The sequence below is a fragment of the Hwanghaeella sp. genome, assembly GCF_965227365.1.
In the GTDB taxonomy this organism is placed as follows: domain Bacteria; phylum Pseudomonadota; class Alphaproteobacteria; order UBA8366; family Aestuariispiraceae; genus Hwanghaeella.
Genome location: NZ_OZ245754.1, coordinates 96,098 through 112,046, shown reverse-complemented (window position 1 = coordinate 112,046; position 15,949 = coordinate 96,098). Strand labels below are relative to the sequence as shown.

The 15,949-nt window shown below is 61.1% G+C and carries 12 protein-coding genes; 7 read left to right on the top strand and 5 right to left on the bottom strand.

What is annotated here, in order from left to right; translation table 11 throughout:
• Window positions 1–21: 21 nt before the first annotated feature.
• From ACQK2G_RS00465 to ACQK2G_RS00445, 5 genes are all read right to left on the bottom strand, one after another.
• A complete protein-coding gene (locus tag ACQK2G_RS00465; protein ID WP_425403042.1) occupies window positions 22–819 on the bottom strand; it encodes a carbohydrate ABC transporter permease in 798 nt (265 codons plus the stop codon).
• Between the two features lie 12 nt (window positions 820–831).
• Window positions 832–1,695, bottom strand: coding sequence for a carbohydrate ABC transporter permease (locus ACQK2G_RS00460; RefSeq protein WP_425403041.1), 864 nt, complete (start codon window positions 1,693–1,695; stop codon window positions 832–834).
• Window positions 1,692–2,783: an ABC transporter ATP-binding protein gene (locus ACQK2G_RS00455; protein ID WP_425403040.1), complete on the bottom strand. Its 1,092-nt coding sequence runs from the start codon at window positions 2,781–2,783 to the stop codon at window positions 1,692–1,694. The genes ACQK2G_RS00460 and ACQK2G_RS00455 overlap by 4 nt, the downstream gene beginning before the upstream one ends.
• A gap of 12 nt (window positions 2,784–2,795) precedes the next feature.
• Window positions 2,796–3,869, bottom strand: a complete 1,074-nt coding sequence (locus ACQK2G_RS00450; RefSeq protein WP_425403039.1) for an ABC transporter ATP-binding protein — start codon at window positions 3,867–3,869, stop codon at window positions 2,796–2,798.
• A gap of 282 nt (window positions 3,870–4,151) precedes the next feature.
• Window positions 4,152–5,888, bottom strand: coding sequence for an ABC transporter substrate-binding protein (locus ACQK2G_RS00445; RefSeq protein WP_425403038.1), 1,737 nt, complete (start codon window positions 5,886–5,888; stop codon window positions 4,152–4,154).
• Window positions 5,889–6,053: 165 nt separating this feature from the next.
• On the opposite strand from ACQK2G_RS00445, the gene ACQK2G_RS00440 reads away from it, so the two are divergent.
• From ACQK2G_RS00440 to ACQK2G_RS00410, 7 genes are all read left to right on the top strand, one after another.
• The gene (locus ACQK2G_RS00440; RefSeq protein ID WP_425403037.1) at window positions 6,054–6,824 is read left to right on the top strand and encodes a DeoR/GlpR family DNA-binding transcription regulator; all 771 of its coding nucleotides are present in this window, start codon (window positions 6,054–6,056) and stop codon (window positions 6,822–6,824) included.
• Between the two features lie 106 nt (window positions 6,825–6,930).
• Window positions 6,931–8,439: a glycerol-3-phosphate dehydrogenase gene (gene glpD / locus ACQK2G_RS00435; RefSeq protein ID WP_425407602.1), complete on the top strand. Its 1,509-nt coding sequence runs from the start codon at window positions 6,931–6,933 to the stop codon at window positions 8,437–8,439.
• A 73-nt stretch (window positions 8,440–8,512) separates the two neighbouring features.
• On the top strand, window positions 8,513–10,009 hold the full coding sequence (gene glpK / locus ACQK2G_RS00430) for a glycerol kinase GlpK (RefSeq protein WP_425403036.1): 1,497 nt from the start codon (window positions 8,513–8,515) through the stop codon (window positions 10,007–10,009).
• Between the two features lie 14 nt (window positions 10,010–10,023).
• Window positions 10,024–10,443, top strand: a complete 420-nt coding sequence (locus ACQK2G_RS00425; RefSeq protein ID WP_425403035.1) for a VanZ family protein — start codon at window positions 10,024–10,026, stop codon at window positions 10,441–10,443.
• 60 nt (window positions 10,444–10,503) lie between these two features.
• Window positions 10,504–11,445, top strand: a complete 942-nt coding sequence (locus ACQK2G_RS00420) for an AEC family transporter (protein ID WP_425403034.1) — start codon at window positions 10,504–10,506, stop codon at window positions 11,443–11,445.
• Window positions 11,446–11,642: 197 nt separating this feature from the next.
• Complete coding sequence (locus ACQK2G_RS00415) at window positions 11,643–13,370, top strand: methyl-accepting chemotaxis protein (protein WP_425403033.1); 1,728 nt, start codon at window positions 11,643–11,645, stop codon at window positions 13,368–13,370.
• A gap of 843 nt (window positions 13,371–14,213) precedes the next feature.
• Entirely contained in the window at window positions 14,214–15,902 is a 1,689-nt protein-coding gene (locus ACQK2G_RS00410; protein WP_425403032.1) for a methyl-accepting chemotaxis protein, read from the top strand.
• Window positions 15,903–15,949: the final 47 nt, after the last annotated feature.

The following is a 15,949-nucleotide window of genomic DNA, read 5'->3' as shown; positions in this document are numbered from 1 at the left end:
CCTCTTCCCTAGACGCGGTCCCTACACCCGTCCAAGGGCGAAGCCCTTGGCGATGTAGTTTCTGACGAAATAGATCACGAAGGCGCCCGGCACGATGGTGAGCGTTCCCGCCGCCGCCAACAGGCCCAGTTCATATCCGGATGTACTGGCCGTCCGTGTCATCGTGGCCGCGATCGGTTTCGCGTCGACCGCCGTCAGCGTCTTGGCCAGCAGCAGCTCCACCCAACTGAACATAAAGCAGAAGAAAGCGGCGACGCCGATCCCCGCCGCGATGGTTGGGATGAATATCTTTAGGAAGAAGCTCCAGAAGGAATGACCGTCGACATAGGCGGTCTCGTCCAACTCCTTCGGCACGCCGGACATGAAACCTTCCAGAATCCACACCGCCAGCGGGATGTTGAAGAGCGTATGGGCGAGCGCCACCGCGATATGCGTATCGAATAATCCCACTGCCGAGTAAAGTTGGAAGAACGGCAGGGCGAACACGGCGGGCGGGGCCATGCGGTTGGTCAGCAGCCAGAAGAACAGATGCTTGTCGCCGATGAAGCGATAGCGGCTGAACGCGTAGGCCGCCGGCAGGGCGCAGGCGATCGACAGCACCGTGTTGATCGACACATAGGCCAGCGAGTTGAGATACCCCGTATACCAGGTCGGATCCGTGAAGATGGTGATGTAGTTTTCCAGCGTGAATTCGCGTGGATACAGGCTGAACCCGCCCAGGATTTCGTTCGTCGTCTTGAACGACATCGAGACCAGCCAATAGATCGGCAGCATCAGGAAGGCGATATAGAGAGCCGGGACGATTGCGGTGCGTTTCATGTCAGGTGCCCCTCAGCTTTCCTCGTTCCGCATCATCAGCGTGTAGAACACCCAGCTGAGCGCAAGGATGATCAGGAAGTAGATGATCGACATCGCCGCCGCCGGGCCAAGATCAAACTGGCCGAGCGCGATCTTCACCAAGTCGATGGAGAGCAGCGTCGTCGAATTCCCCGGCCCGCCGCCGGTCAGCACGACGGCTTCGGTATAGACCATGAAACTGTCCATGAAGCGCAGCAGGACCGCGATGGTCAGTACCCGCTTCATCTTCGGCAATTGGATGTAGCGGAAGATGGCGAAGGCACCGGCCCCGTCGATCTTCGCCGCCTGATAATAGGCGTCCGGGATGGAGACGAGTCCCGCATAGGCCAGCAGCACGACCAGCGAGGTCCAATGCCAGACATCCATCAGGATCAGCGTGAACCAGGCATCGCCGATCTGGCGCGTGAAGTTGTAGTCGAAACCGAGCGCGTTGAGCCCATAGCCGAGCAGCCCGATATCCGGCAGCGCGAAGATGTTCCACATCGCGCCGACCACGTTCCACGGGATCAGCAGCGGCAAGGCCATCAACACGAGGCAAACAGGTACCCATGGCCCCTTTCGCGGCATCGCCAGCGCAATAGCCACCCCCATGGGTACTTCGATCGCAAGGATCGAAAAGGTGAAAATCATCTGGCGGATCAGGCTGTCATGAAAGCGTTCCGATTGCAGAACCTCCGTGAACCACAGCACGCCGGACCAGAAGAAGGTGTTGTCGCCGAAGGTTTCCTGAACCGAATAGTTCACGACCGTCATCAGCGGAATGATTGCATTGAACGCCACCAGCAGGAAAACCGGCAGGACGAACAGCCAGGCTTTTTGATTGACGGTCTTGTTCATCGCGCATCCCCCGCCGCCGTCGCCTCACCGGCCAGCCAGCCATCGGCATATAGCCGGGTATTGCCCGGGTCGAAGGCGAGCTGCACACCGTCAGCGGGGATTTCCACCCCTTCCCCCACAAGCAGCCGCACCGTCCGGTCGGCACAGCGCGTCTCGACGATCTTGTGGCGGCCCGCGTCGCTGACCTTCACCACGGTCGCCGGCAGGCCCTTGTCGGTGAATGTGATGAATTCCGGACGGACCCCTATTTCCAGCGCCCCGCCCGCTGCGCCCGACGTATCATTGGCGACCGACACGGCATTGCCGCCGAGATAGACCTTGCCGCTGTCGAGTGTGCAGGGAAGGACGTTCATCCCGGGGGAGCCGATGAAATGGCCAACGAATGTATGCTGCGGCCGTTCGAACAGGTCGACGGGCGTACCGACCTGCACCACCTCGCCCTCGTTCATCACCACGACCTTGTCGGCAAAGGTCAGTGCCTCTGTCTGGTCATGGGTCACATAGATCATGGTGAGACCGACGCGTTGATGCAGTTCCTTCAGCTTGGAGCGCAATTCCCATTTCAGATGCGGGTCGATCACGGTCAGCGGTTCATCAAACATGATGACATTGACGTCGGTTCGCACCAGACCGCGGCCCAGCGAGATCTTCTGCTTGCCGTCCGCCGTCAGTCCCTTGGCGCGTTCATTCAACCGGTGGGTCATGTCGATGAAATCGGCGATTTCGCGCACGCGCTCGTCGGTCACGGCCTTGTCGACGCCCCGGTTCCGCAGCGGAAAGGCCAGATTCTCGTAAACCGTCATGGTGTCGTAGACGACAGGGAACTGGAAAACCTGGGCGATATGCCGCTGATCGGGGGCCAAGGCGGTCACGTCGTTGTCGTCGAACAGCACCCTGCCCTGCGACGGCCGCAACAGGCCGGAAATGATATTCAGCAGGGTAGTCTTGCCGCACCCGCTGGGGCCCAGCAGCGCATAGGCCCCGCCGTCGTCCCAGGTGATGTCGACTTGTTTCAAGGCCCAATCCGCGTCGTCGACCGGATTGTCCATGTAGGAATGACGCAGCTTGTCGAGCGTGATCCGTGCCATCGCGACTCTTCCCTAGGAAACGATCAGGGCGCCGTCGGCCCCGAAATAGAAGGCTTGGCTGAGGTCGGCATAGAGTTCCGCCGTCTCCCCCACACCGTAGGAATGGATGCCATGGGCCAGCGACACCCAGGTTTCCGGCCCGACCTTGAAATGGACCGTGCTTTCCGATCCGCTCAATTCGGTCACCAGCACCTCGCCGGAGATTTTCACCCGGCCCTCCGCGGCAACGTTTACCATCGGTGTCACATGATGCGGGCGCAGGCCGATCGTGTACTCGCCGTTGGGCTGGTCGGCCAGCACGGCCGGACAGGTCCAATGCGCGACATTGCCGAGGTCGACCTGGTTCCCGGTCTTGCGCACGGTGGCCGTGTTTATCGGCGGTTCGGAAAACACCTTGGCGCTGATCACGTCCTTCGGCATGCGATAGACATCGCCGGTCGGCCCGAATTGGGTGACCCGGCCTTCGTGCAAGGTCGCGGTCCTGCCGCCCAACAGCAATGCCTCGATCGGTTCGGTCGTCGCATAGACGACGATGCAGTTCCGGTCGGCGAACAGCTTCGGCAGTTCCTCGCGCAATTCCTCGCGCAGTTTGAAATCCAGGTTAGCCAGCGGCTCGTCCAGCAGGACCAACTCGCTGTCCTTCACCAGGGCGCGGGCCAGCGCCGTGCGCTGCTGCTGCCCGCCGGAAAGTTCGGCGGGTTTCCGGTCCAGCATCGGCGCCAGCCGAAGCAGATCGGCCATCGCGCCGACGCGTTTCTTGATTTCGGCTTCACCCATCCGCGCCACCCGCAGCGGGGAGGCGATGTTCTCATAAACGGTGAAATTCGGGTAATTGATGAACTGCTGGTAGACCATGGAAACGTTGCGGTTCTGCACCCGCATCCCGGTCACGTCCTTGCCCTGGAAATGCAGTGAACCGCCGGTCGGCCGGTCCAGCCCCGCCATCAACTGCATCAGGGTCGTCTTCCCCGACAGCGTGGTGCCCAGCAGGATATTGAACCCGCCCGCTTCCAGGACGAGGTCGGTGGGGTGGATATGAACCTCCGTCCCCACGGTCTTTGCAATCTGTCGGAGTTCGAGCGTCATCGCCGGCGGCACTCTTCACATTCTTCCGCATCGCCCGGGTCGGGCTTGCCGCGGATACTCTGGTTCTTGTCGAACCGGCCCGGAACGGGTGTCCGCGATCCGGGCCGGTTGACAAGAGGTCCTCAATTTCCGGCCCGGCAAAAACGCGCCTGACCGATACTGCACTGGCGGTCCGATGACAGAGTTTCTGCCGGCGAACCGTCCGGATGCGCGCCATTCACACTCATCACGCGCATCCGGATACTGGGAGGTCTTTCCGCCGATCCCGTCAGGGGTCGACGATTAGTTTTGCGCCCAGCGTTTGACGAGTTCGTCATAGGAGACGGTCTCGCCCTTCGGCTTTTCGTTGGCCAGTTTCGCCTTGGCGCCGCCCTTGCCGAGCCATTCCGAGGGATCCTTTTCCTCGTTCAGGCGCGGACCGCAGCCGCCATAGGTGTTGTTGGCCTTGTCCGCACGTTCCATGCGGGACATCACCTGATCCATTTCACCGGCCAGGCGGTCCATGGCTTCCTGCGGGGTGAAGGTGCCGGAGTTGACGTCACCGATATTCTGCCACCACAGCTGGGCCAGTTTCGGATAGTCGGGCACGTTCACGCCGGTCGGGCTCCACAACACGCGATCCGGCGAACGATAGAACTCAACCAAGCCGCCCAGTTTCGGTGCGCGGTCGGTGAAGCTCTGATGCCGGACGGAACTGTCGCGGATGAAGGTCAGGCCGACATGGCTCTTCTTCACGTCGACGGTCTTGGAGACGACGAACTGGGCATAGAGCCAGGCCGCTTTCTGACGGTCGACCGGGGTCGACTTGAACAGCGTCCAGGAACCCGCGTCCTGATAGCCCAGCTTCTGGCCTTCTTCCCAATAGGGGCCGTGCGGCGAAGGCGCCATCCGCCATTGCGGATTGCCGGCATCGTCGACCGTGTTGTTGCCCTCCGACTTCGGCGCAACCATGGAGGCGGTGAACGCCGTGTACCAGAAGATCTGCTGGGCGACGTTGCCCTGGCTCAGCGCCGGCAGCGACTGATAGAAGTCGTAATCGGCCGCACCCGGGGGCGCATACTGACGCAGCCATTCGTCCCATTTCCGGATCGCGTAGACCGCGGCCGGGCCGTTGGTGCCGCCGCCGCGGCTGACGGAGGCGCCGGCCGGGTTGCAGCTGCCGGCTTCCATTCGGATGCCCCATTCGTCGATCGGCACGCCGTTCGGCAGGCCCTTGGAACCGGCACCGGCCATCGACAGCCAGGCATCGGTCATACGCCAGCCCAGGTCGGGCGCGCGCTTGCCGTAATCCATATGGCCATAGACCCGGACGCCGTCGATTTCCTTCACGTCGTTGGTGAAGAATTCGGCGATGTCTTCATAAGCGGACCAGTTCACCGGCACACCCAGCTCATAGCCGTATTTCGCCTTGAACTGCGCCTTCAGGTCTTCGCGGTCGAACCAGTCCTTGCGGAACCAGTACAGGTTCGCGAACTGCTGATCCGGCAGCTGATACAGCTTGCCATCCGGCCCCGTGGTGAAGGACCGGCCCATGAAATCCTCGATATCGAGCATCGGGTTGGTGACGTCCTTGCCGTCACCGGCCATGAAATCAGTCAGGTTGACCGCGAGCTGCAGCCGCGAATGCGTGCCGATCAGGTCGGAGTCGTTGACATAGGCGTCGTACAGGTTCCGGTTCGTCTGCATTTGGGTCTGAACCGCCTGCACGACCTCGCCTTCACCCAGCAGCTGATGGTTCACCTTGATGCCGGTGATTTCCTCGAACGCCTTGGTCAGGGTCTTGGATTCGTATTCGTGGGTCGGGATCGTTTCGGACAGGACGTTGATTTCCATGCCCTTGAAGGGTTCAGCCGCCTTGATGAACCACTCCATTTCCTTCAGCTGTTCTTCCTTGGAAAGGGTGGATGGCTGGAATTCCGAATCGATCCATTTTTTTGCTTCGTCCATGCCTGCATACGCGGCAGATCCGAAAGCGCAAATTGCGGCCGCGGCGACCGCAGCCAACAGATGCCTCTTCATAAGTTTCCTCCCGAGAGACTTTTTTTGTAACGTGCGGAACTAATATTCATGTGAAAGAAAACGAACGTCAACCGAAAACACAGATATGACATTCTGTCACAAAACCGTAACATTTCCATCCGTGACTACCGCGAAGCGTGGAACACGGAAGCCAGGTGAGAGCATATGGAACCCTTGACGCCACGACAGATCGACATCCTCGCGCTGGCGCGCAGCACCGGCCGGGTCATGGTCGAGGATCTGGCCGCGACCTTCGACGTCACGCCGCAAACCATCCGCAAGGACCTGAACGACCTCTGTGCCCAGGGCCTGCTGGGGCGGGTGCATGGCGGCGCGGTCGTCGCCGCCGGCGTTTCCAATTTCGGCTATGATGCAAGGCGCCGTCTTGCCGTCGACGAAAAGCAACGGATCGGCATCGCGACCGCGTCGATCATCCCCGACGATTGCACCATCCTGATCAATATCGGCACCACGACCGAGCAGGTCGCGCATGCCCTGCGCGAGAAACGCCGGCTGATGGTGATTACGAATAATATCAATGTCGTCAATATCTTGAGCGTCAGTCCCGATTGCGAAATCATCGTTGCCGGCGGCGTCGTCCGACATTCGGACGGCGGCATCGTGGGTGAGGCCGCGGTCGATTTCATTCGTCAGTTCAAGGTCGATTTCGCGGTCATCGGCGTCTCCGCCATCGATGCGGACGGCACCCTGCTGGACTACGACTACCGCGAAGTGAAAGTCGCCCAGGCGATCATCGAGAATGCCCGCCATACCATTCTGGTCGCCGACAGCAGCAAGTTCGGCCGCTCCGCCTCGGTTCGGATCGGCCATATCTCCCATATCAACACCTTTGTCACCGATACGCCGCCGCCGGAGCCTATAAAGGCCATGTGCAAGGAGGCCGGTGTGCAGATTTTGGTCGCTCCCGACGCTTGAAATTGCAACGAAGGCGGCGTTATATTCGTTTCGCTTTCGTTTTTTTTCGCAAACGCGCAGGTCATGGTGCGGCGCAGCGCGATTTTCCGGCGGGGATTCCCAGTTGATCGAACAGGTTTACGATATCGCGATCATCGGCGGCGGTGTGAACGGCTGCGGTATCGCGCGCGACGCGGCCGGGCGTGGCCTGAAAGTGCTTCTGGCCGAGCAACGCGATCTGGCGATCGGCACGTCGTCGGCCTCCACCAAGTTGATCCACGGCGGGCTGCGCTATCTGGAACACTATGAATTTGGATTGGTGCGGGAATCGCTGAAGGAGCGGGAAGTGCTGCTCTCCATGGTGCCGCATATCGCCTGGCCGCTTCGTTTCGTATTGCCGCATCACAGCGGGTTGCGTCCGGCCTGGCTGATCCGCCTGGGCCTGTTCCTGTACGACCATCTGGGCGGACGCAAGATCCTGCCGGGCTGCCGGACGCTGGACCTGCGCAAGCACGAGGCCGGCCGGCCGCTGCGCGATACCTTCACCAAGGCTTTCGAATATTCCGACTGCTGGGTCGACGATGCGCGGCTCGTCACGCTGAACGCCATGGACGCCGCCGCCCGCGGCGCCGATATCCTGACCCGCACCGCAGTGACCGACGCCAAGCGTGAAAACGGCGCCTGGACCGTGACTTTGAACGACGAGGCGACCGGAGGCGACCGGACGATCCGGGCCAAGACGGTCGTGAACGCGGCCGGACCCTGGGTCGCGGACGTCCTGGCGCGGCGCGTCGGCGTCAACAGCAAGGCTTCCGTCCGACTGGTTAAGGGAAGCCACATCGTCATTCCGCGCAAGTTCGAGCACGACCGCGCCTATATTTTCCAGAATGCCGACCAGCGCATCATCTTCGCCATTCCCTACGAGCAGGATTTCACCCTGATCGGAACCACCGATGTGGACTTCACCGACGACCCCAAGGACGTCCGCATTTCGGATGAGGAGATCGCCTATCTCTGCCAGGCGGCAAGCGCGTATTTCAAGGACCCGGTAAAACCCGACGATGTCGTCTGGACCTATTCCGGGGTGCGCCCGCTTTATGACGACGGGGCCGGCGCGGCCCAGACCGCGACGCGCGATTTCGTGCTCGATCTGCACGCCCAGGCGGGTGAACCGGCACTGCTGAACATATTCGGCGGCAAGATCACCACCTATCGCCACCTGGCGGAGGAGGCTCTCGGCAAACTGAAACCCTTCCTGCCGGAGATGACCGGCACCTGGACCGCCGGGGCGACCCTACCGGGCGGCGGCTTCCCGGTCGGTGGACACGGGGCGTTGATCGAGAAACTCCGGGCCGACTATCCCTTCCTGCCGCCCAGGACCGCGTCGCGCCTCGTCCATGCCTATGGCACGCTGGCCGGGACGGTGCTCGGCGATGCAGGCTCGATCGAGGATCTGGGCCGGCATTTCGGCGCCGACCTCTATGAGCGCGAAATCGCCTATCTGATGACCTCGGAATGGGCCGTCGAGGGGGACGACGTCCTCTGGCGGCGCTCCAAACTGGGGCTGCGCTTGAGCGAGCAGGAGCGGCAGGCGGTTTCGGACTGGATGAAGAGCCGCCGGGCGGCTACCGTCTGATCCGACCGGCCTTATGAGTGCCGCAGCAAGAGATCGCTTCAAGGTCGCGGCCTTTAACGAGGGAGGATGACTGGTGGGGAAATACGTTCTGGCCATTGATCAGGGGACGACGTCCAGCCGGGCGATCCTGTTCGACGAGAAATGCGCCGTGGCCGCCGTCGCCCAGGAAGAGTTCGATCAGCATTTCCCGCGCTCCGGCTGGGTCGAGCATGAACCCGAAGACCTCTGGAACTCGACCCTGTCGACCTGCCGCGAGGCGATGAAGAAGGCCGGCGCGACCGCAAGCGACATTGCCGCCATCGGCATCACCAATCAGCGTGAGACCACCGTCGTCTGGAACCGGGCAACCGGGGGGGCCATCCACCGCGCCATCGTGTGGCAGGATCGCCGCACCGCCGACACCTGCGCGACCCTGAAGTCGGCCGGGCATGAGGCATTGGTAACCGAAAAGACCGGCCTGCTGCTGGATCCCTATTTCTCGGGCACCAAGGCGGCCTGGATCCTCGACAACGTGCCCGGCGCCCGGGACGCGGCGGAACGCGGCGAACTCGCCTTCGGCACGGTCGACAGCTATCTGCTCTGGCGGCTGACCGGCGGAAAGGTGCATGCCACCGACGCCACCAATGCCAGCCGCACGATGCTGTACAATATCCGCGAGAATCGCTGGGACGACGCTCTGCTGGACCTGATCCGCGTGCCGCGCTCGCTGCTGCCGGAGGTGAAGGACTCCGCCGACAGCTTCGGCGAGACCCTGCCCGACCTGTTCGGCGCCCCGATCCCGGTGCTCGGCATTGCCGGCGACCAGCAGGCGGCGACCGTCGGCCAGGCCTGCTTCCTGCCCGGCATGGCGAAATCCACTTACGGCACCGGCTGTTTCGCGCTGTTGAATACGGGCGCGGATCCGGTCACCTCGAAGAACCGCCTGCTGACCACCATCGCCTATCGTCTCGGTGGGGAGACCACCTACGCGCTCGAAGGGTCGATCTTCGTCGCCGGCGCGGCGGTGCAATGGCTGCGCGACGGGCTCGGCATTCTGCGCGATGCGGCGGAATCCGGACACCTCGCCACCAAGGCCGATCCCGAACAGGACGTCATCCTGGTCCCGGCCTTCACCGGCATGGGCGCGCCCTATTGGGACGCGGAGTGCCGGGGCGCGCTCTATGGCCTGACACGCGGTACCGGTCCGTCTGAACTGGCCCTCGCCGCGCTGGAGAGCGTCTGCTTCCAGACCCGAGACCTGATCGAGGCGATGCACGGCGATTGGGGTTCCTCCGCCGATACGGTGCTGCGGGTCGACGGCGGCATGGTCGCCTCGGACTGGACCATGCAGCGCCTCTCCGACATGTTGAACGCCCCGGTCGACCGGCCGTCGGTCCTGGAAACGACGGCGCTTGGGGCGGGCTATCTGGCCGGCCTGCAAGCGGGCTTCTATGCGCCGCCGGACGTTTTCGCGGAAAGCTGGGCCTTGGAACGCCGGTTCGAACCCGCCATGCAGGGAGACGAGCGGGAACGTCGATACGGGTTGTGGCGCAGGGCGGTGCGAAGCACCTTGTCGGCCAAATCCGCCTGACCGGAAAGGCTACCATGCACAGCGTCACCCTGGCCGCCAGGATCGGCTTCTGGCTTTCTTTTGCCGCGATAACCCTTCTGTCCCTGCTGCCGCTGCAGGCGTTGATCGCGTTGCTGTTTCTGCTGCCGGTGCAATATGCGGTTCAATCGACCTTCTCGGACAAGATCGAGCATTTCTTCGCTTACATGGTCCTGACCGCAGCCGGCCGGATCGGCTATCGCGACTGGCCCGCCCCATTGACGCTTGCCGCGGCGCTGATCGCCTACGGCATCGCCATCGAAGTCATCCAGTCCTTCATCCCCGAGCGGATGATGAGCGGCTGGGATGTCTTTGCGAATACCGCCGGGGTGTTGGTCGGCCTCGGCATTTCCTGGATGATCTTGCGCCGATTGCCGTCCAGGCCGACACAACAACTATCTCAATCAAGGAATTGAGAACACGGTATTTCCAGGTATGTTGCGCCGCAACTTGCTGAAGCAGCGCAGCGCCGAGCCATGGAACCGATCTTCAATGTCGTCTTGCCCGTTTTCGGGATCATCGCCGCCGGATACGTTTCCGGCCGTCGCGGATTGCTGGGTGAGGCAAGCAGCGAGGCGCTGAACCGTTTCGTCTATTGGGTCGCCCTGCCGGTCCTGCTGTTCAAGGCCATGGCGACCGTCGATATCGACAATGTCGTTCGCACCGATTTCCTGATCGGCTTCATGCTGTCGCTCGCCGCGGTCTGGGCGGCGGCGATGCTGCTGGCCAAACTGGCCTTCGGGCGCGGCTTGGCGGAAGCGACCATGCACGGGATGAACACGGTTTACGGCAATGCCGGCTATATGGGCATTCCGCTGGCCCTGGCCACCTATGGGGCGGAGGCCGTCTTCCCGGCGATCTTCATCACCGTGATCTACACCGCCGTCATCGTCGGCGCGGCGATCGTGATGATCGAGGTCGGCGCCGGCAAAGCGGACGGGTTGGGGCCCGTCCTGCGCAAGGTGTTCGGCGCCTTGATCCGCAACCCGATGCTGATCGCGCCGGTACTGGGTCTGATCTGGGCCTCCTTCGGCCTGCCGCTGCCCGCCCCCGCGGAAACGTTCTGCTCGATCCTGGGTGCGGCGGCCGGCCCCTGTGCCCTTTTCGCCATCGGCCTGTTTCTGGTCGGCAAACCCCTGCGGGAGGGATTGGGCGAGGTCACCGTCATGACCGTGGTCAAACTGCTGGTCCAGCCGGCCGTCACCGCCGTCTTCATGCTGTGGCTGTTCCCGGTCGACCCGCTTTGGGCCAAGGTCGCCATCCTGATGGCCACCCTGCCGACCGGCGCCGGCAGTTTCGTCCTGTCGCTGTCCTACGGGCTTTACGTTCAGCGCACATCGTCGGTCATCCTGATCAGCACCATCGCCTCGGTCGCCACGATCTCGGTCTTCTACGCCATTTTCCCGCCGACGGTTTGACCGCGTCCGACCTACACGGGCCCTCCCCCCGGCCCTCCACCGGCCCGGACACCCCATCCCTGCGTTAAAACACCCCCATTCGAGGGTTATGACGGCGTCGCCGCCCGGCCTATACACCGGTCAACGATCAACGCCGCTCAGCAATGCGCGCCGCCGCGATCAAATTCTTAAAATTCGACATTCTATGAGGCACTAAAATGAAAGCTTCGAATTTTCGCGTATCCAGTCGCATTTACGCTTTGGCGGGCATGCTCCTCATCATCCTGGGCATCGTCGCCGGCACAGGTATTTGGAAAATGGATAAGATCGGCACGGAAATCACCGAGATCGCCCACCGCGATATCCCGCTGACCGAAATCGTCTCCAAGATCAACGCACATCAGTTGGAACAGGCAATTCTGCTGGCGAAAGGCGCCGGACATCTGCATGCCGCGGACCTCGAAGATTTGACGAAGCATTTCGTGAAACTCGGTCACACGGTGGACGAGGAACTGCGGGAAGCACTGCAAATGGCCGATGAAGCCATTGCGCATGCCGCCACGCCGGAGGCCAAGCAGGAATTCGAAAGCCTTTCCGTCCAACTGGACCGCATCGCCCAGGAGCATCTGGCTTATGAAAAGCATGGGGAAAAGGTTCTCACATTGTTGATGGCGGGCGATACGGCGGCAGCGGCAGCCATCGCCGAGGAAACCGAAATGGAACAGGCGAAACTCGCCAAGGAACTGGCCCAGGTGCAGAACCAGTTGGACCGGTTCACCGCAGCCGCCGCGTTGAAGGCGGAAAAGGACGAAAAACTCGGCATTCAGTTGCTGATCGGCACCGCCGTCATCGGCATGTTCTTCGGCCTGCTCGGCGCTTTCCTCATCGGACGCTCGATCGCCAAGCCGGTCACTCAGATCACCGAAGTCATGGGCCGCTTGGCCGAGGACGATACCGAGGTCGAAATCAACTACACAGACAATCGTGACGAAATCGGCGGTATGGCGCGTGCCGTGCAGGTCTTCCGGGACAACGCCGTAGAAGTGAAGCGCCTGAAGGCCGCGCAGGAAGAAGCCGACATCAAGGCCGCCGAAGACCGCGCGAAAATGCTGTCCGAAGTCGCCTACCAGATCGAGAGCAATATCGGTTCCATCGCCCAGCGCATGGCGGCCGGCGCGACGCAGGTCAAGGTATCCGCACAGCAGTTGACCACGAACGCCGATCAGGCGACCAGCAAGTCCAGCACCGTGGCCAGCGCGTCCGAAGAAGCCTCGACCAACGTTCAGACGGTCGCCGCGGCGGCCGAGGAGCTTGCCGCCTCCGTCTCCGAGATCGGTCGCCAGGTCGTCCATTCCACACAGATCGCGGAACGCGCCGTTCGGGAAATCGAGACCACCAATTCCAAGGTCCAGGGCCTGGCTCGCGCCGCCGACCAGATCGGCGCGGTCGTTGCGCTGATCAGCGATATCGCGGAACAGACCAACCTGCTCGCGCTGAACGCCACGATCGAGGCGGCCCGCGCCGGCGAAGCAGGCAAGGGCTTCGCGGTCGTCGCATCGGAGGTCAAGAGCCTCGCGACCCAGACGGCGAACGCGACCGGGGAGATTTCGACCCAGGTCAATGAAATCCAGACGGCGACGAACGACGCTATCCAGGCGATCCTCGAAATCGGCAAGGTCGTTGACGAGATCAACAACACGACCAACGGCATTGCCGCCGCCGTCGAAGAACAGGGCATCGCGACGCAGGAAATTGCCCGCAACGTGGAAGAAGCCGCGACGGGCACACAGGAAGTTTCGTCGAACATCGTGGGTGTCGCGCAATCGGTAACAGATACCGGCACGCAAGCCCGCGAACTGTTCACCGCCTCGGAATCGATGGACCAGGACTCAGCAGACTTGCGCCAGCAGGTCATCGAACTGGCAAATCAGATCCGCGCCGCGTGAACCATGCCGAAGCGGCCCACCCTTTCCGGGTGGGCCATCTTCCTTCAAATCGCGAACGGATGAGCAACAGCACGGCAGATATATCCATTTTTATCGTGGTGTTTTGATTTTACCATGAACTGAATTCCTGCCCGCGGAAGGAACAGAACCGCCCCCTACCGCTGAACGGACAAATCATCATTTACGTCTTCCATGCTACCATTACCGTCAGAACCGAGGGCAACATCCAGCCCACAGACGCTCGGTCATTTGAAGATATATCTGTTTTTAAATAATATTTTCCGGATATCATTGACTTCCGTTTTTGACACTTTTTATATTCGTAAACTAGCGGTGCGGCGAAACCACAATTTGGGTTGTGTGAACTCCCAGCCCAGGAATCGAGCGCCTCCGAGGAAAGGGGATCGCCTCAGAATAACTGCACTTTGACGCGTCTTTTGTGGATGACGCGTTGCTGGGGAGAAAAACATGATCGGCAAAACCGATCACTCGAGGGAACGTTCTATTCGGAACAATGCGGTCAGATGCCATTACCGGCACTCAAGGATTTCCGACCGCAATAACGAAATCCGAACCAGTTTGAGACTCCTCCCCCTGCTTGAGGAGGACAAAATACCGACAGATGCCTGACCAAGACCGGCTCCTCCCCCAGTGAGGTTAGCGGTGTTAGCAGGAAAGGGTCGATCTGAGTCGCGAACACGACGGATGTATGCCGCACTTGATCGGTCGCATCGAAACTGTGCGCCCATCGGCAACCATGCCCTGAAACAAACAGAAAGTTGGCCGGCCTCGCGCCAGGCGCCTGAAGTCGCACCCGGTGCGCAGTCCGAGAAGGAAGTTGTTATGTTCAAATCGTTATTCGGGCCTGGATCGAGTACATCCGAAGCCCAATTGAAACTGGAAGCCTTGGGCCGGTCGCAGGCCATTATCGAGTTCGAACCGGATGGCACAATCCTCACCGCGAACGGCCTGTTCCTCGGTGCCATGGGCTACGCACTGGAGGAGATTCGCCGGAAACATCATTCGATGTTTGTCGCGCCGGATGAGCGCGAAAGTGCCGATTATCGCAAATTCTGGAAGGATCTGGCTGCCGGCCGATTTCATAGCGGCGAATTCAAGCGATTGGGTAAAGACGGTAAGGAGATCTGGATCTACGCAACCTACAACCCGATTCTGAACCACACGGGAAAGGTGGTCAAAGTCGTCAAGTTCGCCTCCGACATCACTGATCAGAAACGACGGAGCGCCGATCTCCGCGGTCAAATTGAGGCGATCGGCCGATCGCAGGCCGTCATCGAGTTCAACCTGGACGGCACGATCATCAAGGCAAACGACAATTTCCTGAACGCAATGGGCTACCGCCTGGACGAGGTTCAGGGCAAACATCATTCCATCTTCGTCGACCCGTCGGAACGGGCGAGCCCCGATTACCAATCCTTTTGGCAGTCCCTGGCCCATGGGGAATTCAAAGCGGGTGAGTTCAAACGGTTTGACAAGAACGGCAGGGAAATCTGGATCCAAGCGTCCTACAACCCGATTTTCGACATGAACGGCCGCCCTTACAAAGTCGTCAAATTCGCCACGGACGTGACCGAACAAAAACTGCGCAACGCTGACTTCAGCGGCCAGATCGAGGCGATCGGCAAATCCCAGGCCGTGATCGAATTCAACCTGGACGGCACGATCATCAAGGCAAACGACAACTTCCTGAACGCCGTCGGCTACCGTTTGGACGAGATCAAAGGCAAGCACCATTCGACCTTCATGCCGGCCGACGAAGCGAATGGCGAGGCCTATCGCCAATTCTGGGCGCGCTTGAACCAAGGCCAGTTCGAGTCCGGCGAATATCGCCGCCTCGGCAAGGGGGGTAAGGAAATCTGGATCCAGGCGTCCTACAATCCTATCCGCGATATGAGCGGCAAGCCCTACAAGGTCGTAAAATATGCGTCCGACATAACCGATGCCGTTCTGGCCAGGAAACAGGCGGAATACATCAAAACCATGCTTGAGGATACCGCCGCCGGCGCTGAGCAGTTGAGCGCTTCGGTCAAGGAGATTGCCGCCAGTATGGAGAAGTCACGTAGCGTTTCGAGTGAAGCCGTAACCAAGGTCGCCGAGGCCGACAAAGCCACGCAACGCCTGGACGGCGCGGCGAAGTCCATGGGCAGCATCATCGAGGCAATTACCGGCATCACCGGCCAGATCAACCTTCTTTCCTTGAACGCGACGATCGAAGCCGCGCGTGCCGGTGAAGCCGGAAAAGGGTTCGCGGTTGTCGCCAGCGAGGTGAAAAGCCTCGCCGATCAGGCAAGGAAAGCCACGGAGGATGTGGAAGCGGAAATCTCGAACATGATGGGGGTGGCAACCGATGTCGTCGGGGCCTTGGACGCGATCCGCAATCAGATCGACAGCGTCCAGAACTATGTCGGTTCGACTGCATCGGCGATTGAAGAACAGACCGCGGTGGCCAGCGAGATGTCCGCCAACATGCAAAAAGCCGCGAGGGAAGCGGCCAGAGCACAGCGCGTCTGACTGCACCCGGGGTCCGCCGACTGTTTAGGGCTGACCCCGCCGGGCGG